This window comes from Xanthomonas arboricola pv. guizotiae, assembly GCF_002940205.1.
GTDB lineage: Bacteria > Pseudomonadota > Gammaproteobacteria > Xanthomonadales > Xanthomonadaceae > Xanthomonas > Xanthomonas arboricola_C.
The window spans coordinates 1-17,122 of sequence record NZ_MDSK01000022.1 but is presented as its reverse complement, the minus strand read 5'-3'; the positions used below and the strand labels follow the sequence as shown (position 1 = coordinate 17,122).

General features: G+C 66.5%; 13 protein-coding genes and 1 pseudogene. 4 read left to right on the top strand and 10 right to left on the bottom strand.

Features of this window, described 5'->3' with window-relative positions; all coding sequences use genetic code 11:
- Positions 1–72: 72 nt before the first annotated feature.
- Both XarbCFBP7408_RS13915 and pobA read right to left on the bottom strand, forming a co-directional pair.
- A pseudogene (locus XarbCFBP7408_RS13915) lies at positions 73–585 on the bottom strand (nuclear transport factor 2 family protein).
- 255 nt (positions 586–840) lie between these two features.
- Entirely contained in the window at positions 841–2,025 is a 1,185-nt protein-coding gene (pobA, locus tag XarbCFBP7408_RS13910) for a 4-hydroxybenzoate 3-monooxygenase (RefSeq protein ID WP_104563460.1), read from the bottom strand.
- A gap of 98 nt (positions 2,026–2,123) precedes the next feature.
- On the opposite strand from pobA, the gene XarbCFBP7408_RS13905 reads away from it, so the two are divergent.
- Positions 2,124–3,020, top strand: coding sequence for a helix-turn-helix domain-containing protein (locus tag XarbCFBP7408_RS13905; RefSeq protein WP_104563515.1), 897 nt, complete (start codon positions 2,124–2,126; stop codon positions 3,018–3,020).
- A gap of 343 nt (positions 3,021–3,363) precedes the next feature.
- Here XarbCFBP7408_RS13905 and XarbCFBP7408_RS13900 read toward each other — a convergent pair whose 3' ends face one another.
- From XarbCFBP7408_RS13900 to XarbCFBP7408_RS13875, 6 genes are all read right to left on the bottom strand, one after another.
- Positions 3,364–4,845 carry a benzaldehyde dehydrogenase gene (locus tag XarbCFBP7408_RS13900; protein WP_104563459.1) on the bottom strand — a complete coding sequence of 494 codons (1,482 nt, stop codon included), beginning with the start codon at positions 4,843–4,845 and terminating at the stop codon, positions 3,364–3,366.
- 27 nt (positions 4,846–4,872) lie between these two features.
- Positions 4,873–5,640, bottom strand: coding sequence for a coniferyl-alcohol dehydrogenase (locus XarbCFBP7408_RS13895; protein WP_104563458.1), 768 nt, complete (start codon positions 5,638–5,640; stop codon positions 4,873–4,875).
- 33 nt (positions 5,641–5,673) lie between these two features.
- Positions 5,674–6,702, bottom strand: coding sequence for a SphA family protein (locus XarbCFBP7408_RS13890; RefSeq protein WP_429001392.1), 1,029 nt, complete (start codon positions 6,700–6,702; stop codon positions 5,674–5,676).
- Positions 6,703–6,823: 121 nt separating this feature from the next.
- Positions 6,824–7,300 (bottom strand): MarR family winged helix-turn-helix transcriptional regulator, encoded by a 477-nt coding sequence (locus XarbCFBP7408_RS13885; RefSeq protein WP_104563457.1) that lies wholly within the window; start codon positions 7,298–7,300, stop codon positions 6,824–6,826.
- A 609-nt stretch (positions 7,301–7,909) separates the two neighbouring features.
- Positions 7,910–9,154 (bottom strand): HD-GYP domain-containing protein, encoded by a 1,245-nt coding sequence (locus XarbCFBP7408_RS13880; RefSeq protein ID WP_104563513.1) that lies wholly within the window; start codon positions 9,152–9,154, stop codon positions 7,910–7,912.
- Positions 9,155–9,293: 139 nt separating this feature from the next.
- Positions 9,294–10,604, bottom strand: a complete 1,311-nt coding sequence (locus XarbCFBP7408_RS13875) for an MFS transporter (protein ID WP_104563456.1) — start codon at positions 10,602–10,604, stop codon at positions 9,294–9,296.
- Between the two features lie 727 nt (positions 10,605–11,331).
- Between XarbCFBP7408_RS13875 and XarbCFBP7408_RS13865 the strand changes: the two genes are divergently transcribed.
- On the top strand, positions 11,332–11,877 hold the full coding sequence (locus XarbCFBP7408_RS13865) for a gamma carbonic anhydrase family protein (RefSeq protein ID WP_181106622.1): 546 nt from the start codon (positions 11,332–11,334) through the stop codon (positions 11,875–11,877).
- 80 nt (positions 11,878–11,957) lie between these two features.
- Complete coding sequence (locus XarbCFBP7408_RS13860) at positions 11,958–12,854, top strand: DUF2167 domain-containing protein (protein ID WP_104563454.1); 897 nt, start codon at positions 11,958–11,960, stop codon at positions 12,852–12,854.
- 13 nt (positions 12,855–12,867) lie between these two features.
- Here XarbCFBP7408_RS13860 and XarbCFBP7408_RS13855 read toward each other — a convergent pair whose 3' ends face one another.
- Both XarbCFBP7408_RS13855 and XarbCFBP7408_RS13850 read right to left on the bottom strand, forming a co-directional pair.
- Positions 12,868–13,134, bottom strand: coding sequence for a YkgJ family cysteine cluster protein (locus tag XarbCFBP7408_RS13855; RefSeq protein WP_080959949.1), 267 nt, complete (start codon positions 13,132–13,134; stop codon positions 12,868–12,870).
- A gap of 45 nt (positions 13,135–13,179) precedes the next feature.
- Positions 13,180–14,565, bottom strand: coding sequence for a glycoside hydrolase family 5 protein (locus XarbCFBP7408_RS13850; RefSeq protein ID WP_308632320.1), 1,386 nt, complete (start codon positions 14,563–14,565; stop codon positions 13,180–13,182).
- 393 nt (positions 14,566–14,958) lie between these two features.
- Between XarbCFBP7408_RS13850 and ilvD the strand changes: the two genes are divergently transcribed.
- Complete coding sequence (gene ilvD, locus XarbCFBP7408_RS13845; protein WP_104563452.1) at positions 14,959–16,797, top strand: dihydroxy-acid dehydratase; 1,839 nt, start codon at positions 14,959–14,961, stop codon at positions 16,795–16,797.
- Positions 16,798–17,122: the final 325 nt, after the last annotated feature.

Below are 17,122 nucleotides of genomic sequence, written 5' to 3'. Positions count from 1 at the left end.
CATGGTTGCCGACGACCTGCATGGCTCACGCATTGCAGCGCTGCACGTTGCAGCCCTGCAATGCAGCAGCGATTACTGGCCGCCGGTATTGGCGCGGCCGGCAATCGTGTCCGGATCCCAATGCTCCTTGATCAGGCCTTTTTTGATGCGGAACATGTCAAACCAGGTGGTGGTATAGGTCTTGCTCGGATCGCGCGGATCCGGCAGCGTGCGTACGGACACCAGCGTGACCAGATCGCGATCTGCCGTGATGGCCACCAGCGGCAACTGCACGCGTGCCTATACCGGCGTGGGCGGCACGAATGCGGTCAGGAACGCGATGAAGGCATCGCGACCATTGGCCACATTGGGATTGTGCTGGATGTAGTTCTTGTCCATGTACTTCGGCGCTTCCTGCACCTGGCCAGCTTCGAACACGATGCGCCAGAAATCGTAGACCAGCCGCTTGTTGACGGTCTCGGGCCAGGTGGAGCCGAGCAGCATCTTCTGGTGGTTGGGATTTTCGGTCACTGCGGTCTGCGCGAACGCAGCCACCGGCGCCACCAGCATGACCAGCAGCAAGGCGCGTGAGAACAGCTTCTTCATGGAGGACTCCTTACGTGGAGACGGGCGCTGCGCTGGCTGGGTGCCAACACGGTGCACCATTGATTGGGGGACGACGCGCCTTGACACACGGGGTTTTCCACGCGTCGCGGCCAGCCTACCGGCCGCGTCCGCTCGCCCGCTAGCCGCCCTGGAGTGCACCAGGGCACCTGCGGTATTGGTGGTAATCAGAAGATAACCACCGCAGTCGGTTTCTCGCGCGCACACGAGGCATCCCGACGGCGGCCATCGCGACGCTCAATCCGGCAGCTCCACCAACGGCAAGCCCGCGTAGTTCTCGGCCAGTGTTGCGCGCCCGGCCTCGCTGCCCAGCAGATAATCCAGCTCTGCGGCATGAATGCGTGCGGTGAATGCGTCCTGATCGTCGAAAGTATGCAGCAAGGTGGTCATCCACCATGAAAACCGTTCGGCCTTCCACACCCGCTGCAGCGCCAGCGCCGAATACTGCTGCAGCACCGCTATATCGCCACGCGCGTTCCAGCGCTCGAACAATTGCGCCAGCAAGCCGACATCGGCCAGCGCCAGATTCAGGCCCTTGGCGCCCGTGGGTGGCACGATATGCGCCGCATCGCCGGCCAGGAACAGACGCCCGTACTGCATCGGCTCGGCGACGAAGCTACGCAACGGCGCAATGCTCTTTTCGATCGATGGCCCGGTGACCAGTTGCGCAGACAAGGCGTCTGGCAGACGCGCACGCAACGCATCCCAGAACGCCTGATCGCTCCATGCCTCCACCCGCGTATCGGCCGGCACCTGCACGTAATAGCGCGAGCGCGTCGGCGAGCGCATCGAACACAAGGCAAAGCCGCGTGGGTGCTGCGCGTAGATCAACTCGTCGTGGACCGGTGGGGTGTCGGCAAGCACGCCAAGCCACCCGAACGGATATACCCGCTCGAACAGGCGCAGTCGTTCGGGCGGAATGCTGGCGCGGCTGATGCCATGGAAGCCGTCGCAGCCGACGATATAGTCGCAGTCGATACGCAGGCGCTGGCCATTGTGGGTGAATTCCACCGCGGACGCATCGCTGTCCACCCCGCACAGCGTCACGTCCTGCGCGCTGTAATACGTTGGCGCAGCGCTGCGCGTACGGGCCTGCATCAGATCGGCAGTGACCTCGGTCTGGCCATAGACGGTGACACTGCGTCCGCAGCCGCGCAGCAGATCGATGCGCTCGCGCCGGCCATCCAGCGACAGTTCGAAGCCGTGATGCGGCAAGCCTTCGCGCTGCACGCGTGCGCCAACCCCTGCCCGTTGCAACAGCGCCACGCTGCCCTGTTCCAGCACGCCGGCACGGATACGCCCCAGCACATGCTCCGGAGTCTGCCGCTCGATCACCACGCTATCGATACCGGCCCGCAGCAACAGCTCGCCCAGCAACAGGCCGGAGGGGCCGGCGCCGATGATTGCGATCTGGGTTCGCATGCAATGCTCCTGCCTCAGCCGAGGGATGCAGGCCAGTGTGGGTAGCCAAGCACATGCTTTGAAGGGATGATTGTGTGCAGTACCTGGACTTTTCGACGATGCCCACACGCGCGCACGCCACTGCCGCAGCCGCTGCGGTTCCCGCCTTCGGCCTGTATGGCGAGCAGCAGGCCGACACGCCCGAGCTATTGCACTGGGAGTCGATTGCCGCACGCAGCCGGCTGCATGACTGGCGCATCGCCCCGCACCGGCACGAAGACCTGGCGCAACTGCTGTACATGCAACGCGGGCCGGCGACGCTGCAGCTGGATGGACGCAGCCAGCGCGTGCGTGGCGCAAGCGTGATCTGGCTGCCACCGCTGTGCGTGCATGGTTTCAACTTCGATCCACAGGTGCGCGGTCACATCATCACCGTGTGCATGCCATTGGTACGTAGTGCCTTGAGTGCCGCGCCGCTGTTGCAGCGTGCGCTGGCCATCCCGCAGGTCCTGCGCGCACGCCATGCATGCGGATTGCTCGACGTGCTGTTCGCCAGCATTGCCGACGATCACGCGTGCCGACGCATCGGCCACGAGGCCGCATTGCACGCCGCCGCAGCGCAGCTGTTGATCTGGACCGCCCGCACGGCACTGGAGCACGCGCAGGATGCGGCTGCGGTGAGCCCGTACGCCGACCCGGCATTGCGCCATCTGCGTGGTTATCAGACCCTGATTGACCAGCACTACCGCGCGCATTGGCCAATCTCCCGCTATGCCGAGCAGCTGGGTCTGACTCCGGGCCATCTCAACGCGTTATGCCAGCGACTGGCCGGCGCCTCGGCACTGCAGTTACTGCAGCGCCGGATCATGCTCGAAGCACGCCGCAGCCTGCGCTACACCAGTCTGAGCGTGCAGCAGATCGCCGCCAGCCTTGGATTTTTCGACGCTGCATATTTCAGCCGCTACTTCGCACGCCATGCCGGCTGCTCGCCGACGCAATTCCGCGCTGGCGAGTAAGAGCGGCTGACAAAAACTCCTGAAGCGCGAGATCTCGATCGTCTTGAAAGGTGATTGAACGGTGCCGATGCGTTGGTTGCAGAGCGGCTGGTCTGTGACTCGGTTGCAGGGCCCTTGCCCGCCCACCATCGCAGGACACGCCGCAAGTATGTCCTTGTAAGGCTCTTACGCGGCATCCATGCCGCGTAAGGTCCCGCGACGGTGAGCGGGCAAGGACCAGTTGAGATGGTCGATGGGCAAGGTTAAGAGCAGTGCGCTTGGACAACGCCGATAGATCAGCCCCAACGCGGCTGATCCACGGCTCGCCTGCAGCCCCGCCACCCGGTCGGTTGCGCCGCGTCGGTCAGAACGGGTACTGCGGCACTTCGTTCTTGATCGTCAGCCATTGCCAGTGGGTGTACTGCTCCCAATCGGCCACCCCACCGACACTGGTGCCGTTGCCCGACGCGCCGGTCCCGCCGAAGGGGTTGATGACTTCATCGGCCACGGTCTGATCGTTGATATGCAACAGGCCGGTATGCAGCTTGTCGCCCAGGCGCATCGCGCGCGACACCGACGCCGACAGGATGCCCGCAGCCAGACCGTACTCGCCGTGGTTGGCCAGTTCCGCAGCTTCCTCGTCGGTGTCGAACACGGTGATGTTGATCACCGGGCCGAAGATTTCCTCGTCGAATGCACGCATGCCCGGACGCACGTTGGACAACACCGTCGGCGCATAGAACAGGCCTTCGTTGCTGGCACCGGCTTCCACCACCGCACCGGCGGCGACGCTGTCGTTCACGATATCGATCACCCGCTGCAGCTGGCGCTGGTCGATGATCGGGCCCAGTGCCACGGTACCGCTGACCGGATCGCCGACCGGCAGATGCCGGGCTTTTTCGGCCAGCCGCTGCGTCAATGCATCGGCGATACCGCGCTGGACCAGCACGCGGCCGGTGGCCATGCAGATCTGCCCTTGATGCGAGTAGGCGCCGAATGCCACTGCAGAGGCGGCCTTGTCCAGATCGGCGTCGTCGAGGACGATCATCGCGTTGTTGCCGCCCAACTCCAGCGACACCTTCTTCAAATGCCGCCCAGCGATCTCGCCGATGCGCCGCCCTGCCGCGGTAGAGCCGGTGAAGGCAATCATCGGGACATCCGGCGATTCGACCAGCGCCTGCCCGATCGCTGCATCGCCGTGCAGCACATGCAGCAACCCCTTCGGCAGGCCGGCTTCTTCCAGCACCTGCGCGATGACCACGCCGCCGGTATACGGCGTGCGCGGGTCAGGCTTGAGCACCACCGCATTGCCCATCGCCAGCGCCGGGGCGACCGAGCGCAGCGACAGGATCAGCGGGAAATTGAACGGGGAAATCACTGCAATCACGCCCAGCGGCAAATGCCGGGCCAGGCTGAGCTGACCGTCGCCGGTCGGCAGCACCTGGCCGACCGCCTGCAGCGGCAGCGCTGCAGCCTGCTGATAGAACACTACCGACTCGTCCACTTCGCGCTGGGCCTTGGGCAGGATGCCGCCGGTTTCGCGCGCGATCAGCAGCGCCGCTTCGGCACTGCGCGCTTGCATCAGCTGCGCGGCACGGTGAAACACCGCAGCGCGCTCGCGCGGCGCAGTGGCTGCCCAGGCACGTTGCGCTTTTTTCGCCAGCGCCACCGCAGCGGCGACGTCGGCCAGATCGGACTTGCCGACTTCGTGCAGCAGCGTGCCGGTGGCCGGCTCGATGATCTGCACGGTGCCGCCGTTGCCGGGCACCCAGTCGCCGTTGAAGATACAGCCATGCCACGCCGGAGCGGCGCTTGCGGCAATTGCGTGAGTGGGGAGAGCATTCATGGTCTAGCCTCCTGCTGAGGGGTGGTGTTACAGAGTGGTGGACGCCAGCCCGCCATCGACCGGCAGGGTGATGCCGTTGATCCAGCGCGCCGCGTCGGAGGCGAGAAACACGATGGCGTCGGCCACCTCGTCGGCATACGCCGGCCGCGTCATGCGCTTGGCGTCTTCCTTGACGCGCTCCTCGCCGAGCATGGTGACGAAATCGCCAAGAATCGGCGTAAACACCGGCCCCGGCGAGACGTTGTTGACGCGCACGCCATGCTCGGCGAACCAGGGCCGCGACTGCAGCAGGGTCCACACGATCAGCGCTTCCTTGAAGTACTGGTAGCAGGTGGCGTGCGCCACCGCATGCGCCTGCAGCCATGCGGTGCCGGACGCAAAGCTGTCGGTGGCGGCCAGTTGCTTGTGCAGTTCGAGGCGCTGCGGCCATTCGGCGCCCAGGATGGAGGCCACGTTGATGATGGAACCGCCGGGCGTCATGCGCGGCAACAGCACCTGGCTCAACTGGCGCAGGCCCAGATAGTTGACGCGCGCCACCACCTCCAGCGGCGCGGTACCGGGAACCCCCGCCACATTGGCCAGCGCATCGACACGCGCCGGCAAGGCCTGCACCAGCGCATCGATGGACGCCGGATCGCCGAGATCGGCCTGGTGGAACCCATGCAGCGACATCTGCACCGGCGTGCGATCGACACCAATCACCGTGGCGCCATGGAAGCGGGCCAGGCGCGCGACTTCGGCACCGATGCCCGATGCCACGCCGGTGACCACGATCGTCTTGTTCTGCAGATTCATCGCCACTCTCCGAAGAAGCCGGCCGTGCCGGCGCTAGAACACATGGACGTACTGCAGGTTGACGTTGTTGCCGGAGGCAGCGTTCCTGACCTCCACCGGCAGATACACGTTGGCGAGCAGCATATTGTTGGCATCCATCCGCCACACGCCGCCGGGGCCGGCATAGAACACGCGTTGGCGGGTATCGGCCACGCGCTGCCCATTGGTGCGGTTGTCGCGGAACTGGGTGAGGTAATAGGCATTCACGCCGAGGCGGATGTCGGGCACCACTTCCCAGGAGGTGGCGAAGTTGATCCAGCCCGCATCGCCGGCCTGGCCGTTGCGGAACGCAAAGCCCGGCGGCAGGTTCGGGCGCCGCTCGCTGCGGAAGTTGTAGATGTAGTTGATGCGTGCACTGACTTCCCAGTTGGGGGTCGGGAACACGGTGAACGCGTATTGCGGCACCAGCGACCAGTAGCCGGCGCCCTGATTGAGGTCGCGATCGCGGTCGAACTTGCCGATCGGCGCGATCGCATCGATTTCGAAACGCTGCGAAAACACCGGCCTCCCATTGCGGATCACCGGCAGCATCTGCAGATACGGGCCGAAGGTCAGGTCGCCCACGCCGGCGCCGTTGTCGCGCAAGCTGGCAATGCTGTTGCGCCCGAACGAGGCATCCAGGTTGATCAGCGGCAGCAACGTGTTGATGCCCACTGCCCCACCGAAGAGCTTGTACGGGATGACATAGGCGACCTGGGTCAGCAGCAGGGTGGAATCGATACGTGGGCGATCGAACACCGGCACGTCGTTGCCGCGGGAGTCCTTGATCGCATCCAGGGAGTTCTGGCGCAGATAGGTGATCACCGCCCAGCCGGGCGTGGTGCGGGTGAAGCCGTCCAGATAGCTGGTACCGCCGGTATTGATGCCGTTGGTCAGCGTCGTACTCTGCGGCAGGCTCTGTGCGCCGGCCGTGCCGGCAGCAAGCAGCGACACCATGGCAAGCGCTGCGCTGCGCAGTACCGACGCGCGGGAAGACAAGCCGGACAGGACCGATCGATAGCTCACTGCGAACATCTCCAGCATGGGGAGGGACCGCGGGAACTGCGGCGGGACAACGGTCAGCCAGGCGCGATCGACACGCCGGCAACGGCGCGTGCACAGGTCAAAAGGAAAGCGGGCCGTGCGCCTGCACGGCAGCGCCGGATTACGCGGTGTCCAGCCGGTCCAGCCGGTCGAGTGCGCGCAGCAACGGCGCCTCGCTGCTGCCAAGCACCACGCTGAGTTGCTGTTCCATGCGCAGCACTTCGGCCTCGGCGGCGCTCAGCAGGACCACGCCGGCACTGGTCAGCGACAGATGCTGCATGCGTCGGTCCTGGCGTCCGCGCACCTGCCGCAGCAGGCGGCGCTTGACCAGGCGTGCCACCACGATCGCCAGGTTGGGCGCCGACACGTGCAGCACGTCGCCGATCTGGCGCTGGTTGATGCCCGGGTTGCCGTCCACCAGCATCAGCAGCGAGAAGTCGACCGGCTTGAGGTCGAATGCCGCCACGCAGTCCTGAAACATCCGCCGCACCAGCAACTCGGTGCGGGTGATGCGGTAGCCCAGCAGCCGCAGCAGGCGTGCCTGATCCACCGTGGTGACGGCATCCGGCAGCGGGACGGCAGTGGCAGTGACGGACATGACGGTTCTCGCAGCGAAGACGACGGGCGGACCGGTGCGCGCAGCGCTCACCGCCCGCAACGCCGATCCGCGGCGTGAACTGCATTGTAGACGCGCGCAGGCATGCCGATGTGGGCGTGGCCGTCAAGCGCGCGGCACCGCCATGCGGGCAGGCCGCCACAGGCTGGCGCCAGTCCAGCGCCAGCACATGGCCGCCGCATGCGGCGGCAGGCAGGTGTGGGAAGCGACGGTCATCCAGGCAGGGCTGGGACATGGGATCCGGGGTCGGCAAGTGATTGCGTACCGGAATAGTTATGGATCATAACTACATTGCCAAGCTGCAGCGCAGCATGGTCGCGCTCGCCAGGATGACCAAGTGGGCCGATGGGCCAGTGGGCCAGTGGGGCCTCGCGGGCGTGGCGGCAACCGCCTGTGACAGGCACGCCGGGCACAGCTGCGCGCGGTATGCCGGGCCTGGCAGCGATGGTGGCGGTCACGACGGCAAGGCTGCGGCCGTCGCCGGACGACGCTTGCGCATCCAGCCCACTCGCCCAGCGCATCTCCGCGCCAGGCAGGCCGCAGGCACACCTGCGGCCTGGGGCCAGCGGACTACGGCTTACGGATTACGGCTTACGGCAGCCAGAGCTTCTCGAGGTCGCGGAAGCCCCAGTCGGAGGGGCTTTCCATCTGCGCGATGCGGTCCTGGCAGTCCGGGCGCGACAGGTCGATGTCCTGCACCAGCACATGGCTGCGCAGCTTGGCCGAATAGAACACGCGCACCTTGGGCTTGAGCAGCGCATCGGGGGTCTGCTCGATCACCACCGCCAGTTTCTGCGACTCCAGCCGCACCAACGAGCCGACCGGATAAATCCCCAGCCGCCGCACGAAGGCCTGGAACACCACCGGATCGAAATGCCCCTTCCACGAGGCCATGCGCTTGAGCGATTCGGCCGGATCCCAGCCGCGCTTGTACGGGCGGTCCGAGCTGATGGCGTCGTACACATCGCACACCGCGCCCATCCGCGACATCAGCGCGATGTTCTCGCCCGCCAGGCGGTTCGGGTAGCCGCTGCCGTCCATTTTTTCGTGGTGGTGCAGCGCGATCTCCAGCACCACCGCGTTCTGCACCCCGCCGGCCACCAGCAGGCGATGACCGTCCAGCGGATGCTGGCGCATGATCTCCATCTCCTCGTCGGTGAGCTTGCCGGGCTTGTTGAGGATGTCCAGCGGCGTCACCGCCTTGCCCATGTCGTGCAGCAGGCCGCCCATGGCCGCCTCGACGACCTGCGCTTCGGGCAGACCGAGCTGGCGCGCCAGCCCGCTCATCAGGCCGGCCACCGCCATCGAATGCAGATAGGTGTAGTCGTCGGCGGTCTTGAGCCTTGCCACGCTGATCAAGGCCTGCGGATGCCGCAGGACCGAATCGTTGATGGCTTCCACCAGCGGCATCGCCGCCTCGGTGTCGACGGTGCGTCCAAGCCGCACATCGCGGAACATCGCCTCGACCGTGTCGCGGCCGTCTTCGAAGATCTTGCGTGCGCGCACCACTTCGGACTCGATGCCGACCTGCGCGGTGACGCTATTGGTCCGCGCGGTGCGCGTGGTGGTGGCCGGCTCGGCGGGTTCCGGGGCCGGCGGCGGCGGTTGCTCCGGCTCAGGCTCCGGATCGGGCGCGTCCGGCGCCGCCGTGTCCAGGTCCAGGCCACGCGCGGTGTCGATCACCAGTTGCTCGATCCGGCTGCCATGAATCTTCTCCACGTCGTGAGAATCGACCAGGAACGAGGTCTTCCAGAACGGATGGTGCACCCACGCGCCCAGCAGCTTGTAGACATACATGCCGGGGCGGAGTTGATCTGAGTCGATGGTTCTGAGCATGGCGGCGCTGATCTGCAAATGGTCCGCGGAAGAGCCCGCCACGACGATGGAGGGTCTATCGGGTTATCGGCGGTGCGCAGGATTTCTTTGGCCCGGTAGAACTCGCTAGCGCCGCGCGGCAACCGCCCTGCTGAGCAGTTCAGCGCGCCGGCAGCCGCATGCCCAGCACGGCGATGGCCGCGAGCAGCAACGGCACGCTGCAGGCCAGGTACAGGGCCGCCGGCGACCAGCCCGCATCCACCAGCACGCCCACGCACAGCGGCGAGGCGATCGCACCGAAGCGGCCCACCCCGATCGCCCAGCCCATGCCGGTGGAACGTACCGCTGCGGTGAAGACCACTGGCGCCACCGCATACAGCCCGGCGATGGCGGCAAACAGCGCCGCGCCGCTCAGCAGCGCAATGACGAACGCCCAACCCGGCACCGTGCCGTACCAGCCAAAGGCCAGCAGCGCCAGCGCCGACAGCCCCAGCGCACCGGCGGTCAGCCACGACAGCCGCGTGCGCGCGGCCAGCGCGCTGAAGATCGCGCCGCCGGCAATGCCGCCCAGATTCAACAACACGCCACCGGTCACGCCCTGCTCTGCCGACAAGCCGGCCACGACCAGCAGCTTCGGGGTCCAGCTGAGCACGAAATAGAACGCGAACATCAGCAGAAAGAACGCCAGCGCGATCAACAGCGACTGCCGCCGCAATGCCGGCACGAACAGGGCCGCATAGCCCCGCGCCCGATCGGAGCCATGCGGCGGCGGTGACGGCAGTACCGCCTGCGGCGGCATGCCCATGCGCGCGAGCACCGCGTTGAAGCGTGCGCCTGCATCGGGCGGGCGACGCGCGATCAGAAATTCCAACGACTCGGGCAAAAACGCCAGCACCAAGGGCACACACAGCAGCGACCCGAGCGCACCGAGCACGAACACCGCGTGCCAGGACCAGTGCTGCAACAGCAGTGCTGCGATCGCGCCGCCCAGCGTCGCGCCGATCGGATAACCGGTGGCCTGCAGCGCCAGTGCCGTGCTGCGCCACTGGGCGGTGGAATATTCGGCAGCGATGACCGCAACGCAGGCCAGCATGCCGCCGATGCCGATCCCGGTAAATGCCCGCAACGCACCGAGTTGCCACACCCCGGTGGCCAGTGCCGAGGCGCCCATGCCCATGGTCAAGATCGCCAGGCATGCCAGGATCGTCGCGCGCCGCCCGATGCGGTCGGCCAACGGCGCCAGCAGCAACGACCCCACCGCCATGCCGACCAGGCCGGCACTGAACAAGGCCCCGAGCAGCTTGCCCGACAACTGCCACTGCGCCGACACCTGCGGGGCGGTGAAGGCCATCGCCATCACATCGAAGCCATCGAGCATGGTCAGCAACACGCACACCGCCACCGCCCTCCACTGGAACCGCGTCATGCGTTGCAGTACGAAGGGTGCAGGTGTCGCGGCGCTCTGGGTCATCGGGTGATCCTGGTAGGGAGGGCAGCTGCATTGGCAACCTCACGCATGGCCATGCGCTCACGCAGCGCCGCCACGACGAAGACGCAAGCACGCTGGAAGCTGCGACGGCCTTCGACAGCGCAGCGGTACTGCAACGCGGCAACGCGGCAACGACGGACGGGGCGTTGCAACGTCACCGGCACGCTAGGCCGATCGCAGAGGGCGTTCAAGACAGCGGCCTGCATGGGTGTGCGCTTATCGAACAAGCCGGCAGCGCGCTTCGCTTGCCTCTCCACGCATTCGTTGAGCTGTCTGCGCAGCGGCATCTGCAGGGTGCGCCTTGCCTGTACGGAAACGATCGACTTTCATGCGGCTGCAGCGCGTGCCTCGATTGCGATCAGACCGGGCAACCATCACGTTCGTTTGGTCAGGCCTACAAAGCGCAGTGCCGCACTCGTGATGCAGGCATGGATGCAACGTTGCTGGCAGCGAGGTTGAACGACGCGACATATGCATGACTGCACACCGCCACACACACCTCGATCCGTTCGAAGCGGCAGCGAATGTGCAGGCGCGGCCTTACACGCCCTGGCGCCAGCTGTTCCAACCCGCTGCGCCGCTGCATCAGGCACGTCCGTAGCCAGATCGATCCACTGCACGCACCAGCGCTTTCCGCATGCCGACGCTTGCCCGCTATCATGCAGGCCGCGCCCGCACCGGGCGGCACGCCGACATGCCGGAGATCATCGTGACCCCGATTCGCTCGTTCCTGGAACACACCCCGCAACTGGGCGCACGCGTCTATGTCGATCCTGCCTGCACCATCATCGGCAAGGTGAGCCTGGGCGATGACGTGTCGGTGTGGCCGGGCACGGTGATTCGCGGCGACGTCAATCATGTGCAGGTCGGCGCACGCACCAACGTGCAGGACGGCACCATCATCCACGTCAGCCACCACAGTCCCTTCAACAAGGCCGGCTACCCGACCGTGATCGGCGCCGATGTCACGGTCGGCCACGGCACCATCCTGCATGCCTGTACCATCGAAGACCTGTGCCTGATCGGCATGGGCGCCTGCGTGCTCGACGGCGCCACCGTCAAGCGCTACGGCTTCGTCGGCGCCGGGGCGGTCGTCGGCCCGGGCAAGATCGTCGGCGAAGGCGAGTTGTGGCTGGGCAATCCCGCACGGCTGGCCCGCACGCTCAGCGACAAGGAAATCGAGAGCCTGCATTATTCGGCGCAGCATTATGTGCGGCTCAAGGACCAGTACCTGGGCACCGTCGGCACCGGCTGAGCCGTTGTCCGCCCTACGCGGCCATGGCATGATCGGCGCCCTGCGGCGTGGGGACGCTGCCCTCGAATGGATTCGACCCGATGCATACGCGTTTTGCCCTGGGCAGCCTGCTGGCCGCCTGCCTGCTGATCGCAAGCCCGTCGCTGCTGGCCATTCCAGCCGACGCCGTCGACGAAGCGCAGGTGCTGTCTGCCCTGCAGTACCGCGCCGGCCACATCGACGTGCCGCAAGCCAAGGCGCACCTCGACCTGGACCCGGCATTCCGCTACCTGGACAAGGCCGACACGCGCCGCGTGCTCGAGCAGCTGTGGGGCAACCCGCCCGACGACAGCGTGCTGGGCATGATCGTGCCGCGCACACCCGCACTGGATGCGCCGGGTGGCTGGGCAGTGGTGGTGACCTATGCCGCCGACGGTTATGTATCCTACGAGGATGCCGCCAAGATCGATTACGGCGAGCTGCTGGCCGACATGCAGAAGGGCACCGCCGAAGACAACGCCGCGCGCCGCGAGCAGGGCTACGGCAGCGTCGACTTGCTCGGCTGGGCGGTGCCGCCGCGGTACGACGCCGGCAGCAAGAAGCTCTATTGGGCCAAGGAACTGCGCTTCGATGGCGCCCAGCAGCACACGCTCAACTACGATATCCGCGTGCTGGGCCGCAGCGGCTACCTCAGCCTCAATGCCGTCGCCGGCATGGACCAGCTCGAACAGGTCCGCCAGGGCATGCAGCAATTGCTGCCGATGACCGAATTCGACCAGGGCGCGCGCTACGCCGACCACAACCCGTCCACCGACAAGATCGCCAGCTATGGGCTGGCCGGGCTGATCGGCGGTGGCCTGGCGGCCAAGGCCGGGCTGTTCGCCAAGCTGGGCCTGTTGCTGGCCAAGGGCTGGAAGCTGGTGCTGTTGGGCGTGTTTGCCGTGGGTACGGGCATCAAGCGGGTCTTCTCCCGCAAGGCGCAGGGCACCGGCAGCTGAGGCGTGCCGCGGCTCACGGCCGCGTGGCGTGCTCCAGTGCCGTCAACGTGGCCAGCGCCTGCGCGCGCGATGCGCCGCACATGTCCTCGGACGGACGCAGGCTGGCGCACACCGCCGGCCGCGTCGGCAACCCGAACAGGCGACAACGGCCCTGGCCGTCGAGCTGCACGCAGGGCACGCCCGCCGGCTTGCCTTGCGGCATGCCGGGGATGGCCGAACTGATCGACGGCGCGATGCAGCAGGCCGCGCAGCCGGCGCGGCACGGGATGTTCTTGCGCATGCCGCCAGTGTAAACCGCCGCCACCTGCCGGCAGCGGCAGCGTGGCTAGCGCGGCGGGATGTAGCTGGACAGGCGCACGTCGAAAAAGCCCTGCACGGCAGCGAGATTGTTCTTGGCCTGGATGTCCGCGCCCACGTCGCGGCTCATGCCGAGCACGTCGTCATCCGGCCAACCGGGGCCGAAGCACCATTGCGTGCTGGGGATATTGTTCGCCTGCAGATGGGCCAGCATCCGCGTGGTGGCAACCTCCGCGCTGCGGTTGCCGGCCGGGTAGCCGTGCTCGCCGAGATAACCGCGCTTGCCGGCATCCCGCAGCGCCTCGATGAAGGGCGTCACCATCGTGATGCCGGTATCGGGCTGGATCGCTTCGTTGCGCCCGCCCGGTCCGATCCAGTTGCCGCCGCCAGCCCCGTTGCTGTCCAGATAGTTGTGCGCTTCGTAGACGATGCGGTTGTAGGGATCGGGGATGTCGAACAGGCCCATCGAATCCTTCTGCCAGAGCCGGGCACTGGCATAGCCGTTGCCGCACACGAACACGAAGTGGTCGCGGTCGCGATCGATGATGGTCTTGCAGCACGCAGTGGCGGTGTTCTGCCAGTGCGTTGCCATCGACAGCACGCTGCCGTCGGCGGCGCGCTCGTCGCCCTGATAGGGCTCGTTCATCACGCCCCAGCCGAACACCGCCGGGTGCTGCCGGAACCGGTTGACGATGCGTGCCCACAGGTCGGGCAGGCCGGACGCGTTGTAGAGCGTGCACCCCGGCGTGCCGATCACGCGGTATTCGTACAGCTTGAGCAGCCCGTCGCGGCGATCGAAGTAGCCCTGGTAGCCGAAGTTGCGCAGCGGATAGGTGTCGGCCCAGACCGCGGCGGCCGCCGGGTCGTCGATGCGGTTGCCACGCGCATCGACAAGCGCGCCGCTGGCGTCGCGCCGATAGCCCGACTTGACGGCCACCCGCTGCGGCAGGCGCATGTAGTCGTGCAGCTCCACGACGGCGCGCTTGCCGCGGGCGGCGATGTGGTCCAGCGCATCCTGGACCTGGCTGCAGTAGGTCTCGTTCAAGGCCACGCCCTGCCCCCGCGTGAAGCGCGCGGCCGTGGTCGGCAGCCGGAACAGCGGGCAGGCCCCGGCGGCGGCCACGTGCTGTGCGGTGATGGCGCGGTAGTGCGTGCCGATCTCGGCATTCTCCACATAGCTGTTGGAGGCCAGGCCCGACAGGTTCAGGCCCGCAAACGGCAGGGTGGCGCTCTGCGCAGCCGCGCGGCCGCCCCACCCGAGGCCGGCCAATGCCACCGCGCCGGCTGCGCCCTGCAGCACGCGACGGCGGGTGATGCGGGCTGTTGCTGCCGGCGTCTGCTCGATGGGATGCGGGGCTGCCACTGCCGTGCGGCGTGGGTGTGGGTGTGGGTGTGGGTGTGGATGGTCGGACATGGGCGCCTCCTGCGGTGCCGTTGGTGGAGATCCTTGGCGGTGGTGCTCCCCTCTGCCACACCGGTCTAAGGACAATCGTGCCGGTGTGGCAACGGCGCAATCTGCGCTCCGGTTCGCACTCCGGGCACTGCATGCCGGCACGCATACGTTTACATCGCATTACATGCCACGCCGACCAGCGGGAGGCGCGTGTTCGCGCGCCGTGCCCGCGAACGCTCCGCCGCTGCTTTTGCGATGCGCACCCTGCCGGCGCCCTCCCCACCGCCACGGCGTGCCCTGCCCCGCGTGCTACCGTGCCGGATCACCGGAGCGCGCCGCGACCGTTGCAGCAGCAACAGTCACGACGCGGTCTAATTGCCAGCCACCGCTCGCCAATCAGCCGTCGAATTCGCCATGCCCGAGTACCGCTCCAAGACCTCCACCCACGGCCGCAACATGGCCGGCGCCCGCGCACTGTGGCGCGCCACCGGCATGCAGGATGGGGACTTCCACAAGCCCATCATCGCCATCGCCAACTCGTTCACCCAGTTCGTGCCCGGGCACGTGCATCTGAAGGATCTCGGCCAGCTGGTCGCGCGCGAGATCGAACGCGTCGGCGGCGTGGCCAAGGAGTTCGACACCATCGCCGTGGACGACGGCATCGCCATGGGTCACGACGGCATGCTGTATTCGCTGCCCAGCCGCGAGATCATCGCCGACTCGGTCGAATACATGGTCAACGCGCATTGCGCCGACGCACTGGTGTGCATTTCCAACTGCGACAAGATCACCCCCGGCATGTTGATGGCCGCGCTGCGGCTCAACATCCCCACCGTGTTCGTCTCCGGCGGGCCGATGGAAGCCGGCAAGACCAAGCTGGCCGAACACAAGCTCGATCTGATCGACGCGATGGTGATCGCCGCCGACGACAGCGCCTCCGACGAGAAGGTGGCCGAGTTCGAACGTAGTGCCTGCCCCACCTGCGGCTCGTGCTCGGGCATGTTCACCGCCAACTCGATGAACTGCCTGACCGAAGCGCTGGGCCTGTCGCTGCCGGGCAACGGCACCGTGGTGGCCACGCACGCCGACCGCGAGCAATTGTTTTTGCGCGCCGGACGCGTGGCGGTGGAGCTGTGTCACCGCTGGTACGGCGGCGAAGATCCCACCGCGCTGCCGCGCGGCATCGCCACCTTCGAAGCGTTCGAAAACGCGATGACCCTGGATATCGCGATGGGCGGCTCGACCAACACCATCCTGCATCTGCTCGCCGCCGCGCAGGAAGGCGACGTGCCGTTTGGCATGCGCGACATCGACCGCCTGTCCAAGCGCGTGCCCCAGCTGTGCAAGGTCGCCCCGAACACGCCCAAGTACCATATCGAAGACGTGCACCGCGCCGGCGGCATCATGGCCATCCTCGGCGAGCTGGCGCGTGGCGACCTGCTGCATACCAACGCGGCCACGGTGCACGCACGCACGCTGGCCGACGCCATCGCGCAGTGGGATGTCACCCAGACCGACGCGGAGGCCGTGCACACGTTCTACAAGGCCGGCCCGGCCGGCATCCCCACGCAGATCGCCTTCAGCCAGGCCACCCGCTGGGACAGCCTGGACACCGACCGCAGCGACGGCTGCATCCGCGATGTCGCGCACGCGTTCTCGCAGGAAGGCGGCCTGGCCGTGCTGTACGGCAATATCGCCCGCGACGGCTGCGTGGTGAAGACCGCGGGCGTGGACGAATCCATCCACGTGTTCGAAGGCAATGTGCGCGTGTACGAAAGCCAGGATGCGGCGGTCAAGGGCATCCTCGCCGACGAAGTGAAAGCCGGCGACATCGTGGTCATCCGCTACGAAGGCCCCAAGGGCGGCCCCGGCATGCAGGAGATGCTCTATCCCACCAGCTATCTCAAATCCAAGGGCCTGGGCAAACAATGCGCCCTGCTCACCGACGGCCGCTTCTCCGGCGGCACCTCGGGCCTGTCGATCGGCCACGCCTCACCGGAAGCCGCCGCAGGCGGCGCGATCGGGCTGGTACGCGATGGCGACAAGATCCTGATCGACATCCCCAACCGCTCGATCAATCTGCTGATCTCGGAAGAGGAACTTGCCCTTCGTCGTGCAGAGCAAGATGCCAAGGGCTGGAAGCCGGTCGAGGTGCGCCCACGCAAGGTCACCACTGCGTTGAAGGCGTATGCGCTGCTGGCGACCAGTGCGGATAAGGGTGCGGTGCGGGATAAGGCATTGCTGGACGGCTGAGGTCGCAAGGAGAGCAACCTGATGTGATGTCGCTAGATGGAGATGGCCGATAACCGCACGGGTTTCCATTAGCCTTGTGCGGGTGAATCATGGTTTTCCCAAATAAGTGCCGGTGGCACAAATATCGGCATGTACTCAGTTGGTCAACTACACTTGGCCTAGGCTCCATTAATCGCTAAAAAAATGCCAACGCCGCACCTGAGGTAAGACGTTCTGTGGCGGCTATGGCACACTAGGTGTTCAGTCCCGGCATTAGATGGATCGGGTCCACCTTGAACCGCTCGGGTTCGGATGTCCACTGCTTGCAGATGAACTCGTACGGCGT

What these genes read in the sequence shown, in the direction of transcription:
- pobA (WP_104563460.1), bottom strand. Translation starts at nt 2,025, where the DNA reads ATGCGAACCCAGATCGCAATCATCGGCGCCGGCCCCTCCGGCCTGTTG.
- XarbCFBP7408_RS13905 (WP_104563515.1), top strand. Translation starts at nt 2,124, where the DNA reads ATGCCCACACGCGCGCACGCCACTGCCGCAGCCGCTGCGGTTCCCGCC.
- XarbCFBP7408_RS13900 (WP_104563459.1), bottom strand. Translation starts at nt 4,845, where the DNA reads ATGAATGCTCTCCCCACTCACGCAATTGCCGCAAGCGCCGCTCCGGCG.
- XarbCFBP7408_RS13895 (WP_104563458.1), bottom strand. Translation starts at nt 5,640, where the DNA reads ATGAATCTGCAGAACAAGACGATCGTGGTCACCGGCGTGGCATCGGGC.
- XarbCFBP7408_RS13890 (WP_429001392.1), bottom strand. Translation starts at nt 6,702, where the DNA reads ATGCTGGAGATGTTCGCAGTGAGCTATCGATCGGTCCTGTCCGGCTTG.
- XarbCFBP7408_RS13885 (WP_104563457.1), bottom strand. Translation starts at nt 7,300, where the DNA reads ATGTCCGTCACTGCCACTGCCGTCCCGCTGCCGGATGCCGTCACCACG.
- XarbCFBP7408_RS13880 (WP_104563513.1), bottom strand. Translation starts at nt 9,154, where the DNA reads ATGCTCAGAACCATCGACTCAGATCAACTCCGCCCCGGCATGTATGTC.
- XarbCFBP7408_RS13875 (WP_104563456.1), bottom strand. Translation starts at nt 10,604, where the DNA reads ATGACCCAGAGCGCCGCGACACCTGCACCCTTCGTACTGCAACGCATG.
- XarbCFBP7408_RS13860 (WP_104563454.1), top strand. Translation starts at nt 11,958, where the DNA reads ATGCATACGCGTTTTGCCCTGGGCAGCCTGCTGGCCGCCTGCCTGCTG.
- XarbCFBP7408_RS13855 (WP_080959949.1), bottom strand. Translation starts at nt 13,134, where the DNA reads ATGCGCAAGAACATCCCGTGCCGCGCCGGCTGCGCGGCCTGCTGCATC.
- XarbCFBP7408_RS13850 (WP_308632320.1), bottom strand. Translation starts at nt 14,565, where the DNA reads ATGTCCGACCATCCACACCCACACCCACACCCACACCCACGCCGCACG.
- ilvD (WP_104563452.1), top strand. Translation starts at nt 14,959, where the DNA reads ATGCCCGAGTACCGCTCCAAGACCTCCACCCACGGCCGCAACATGGCC.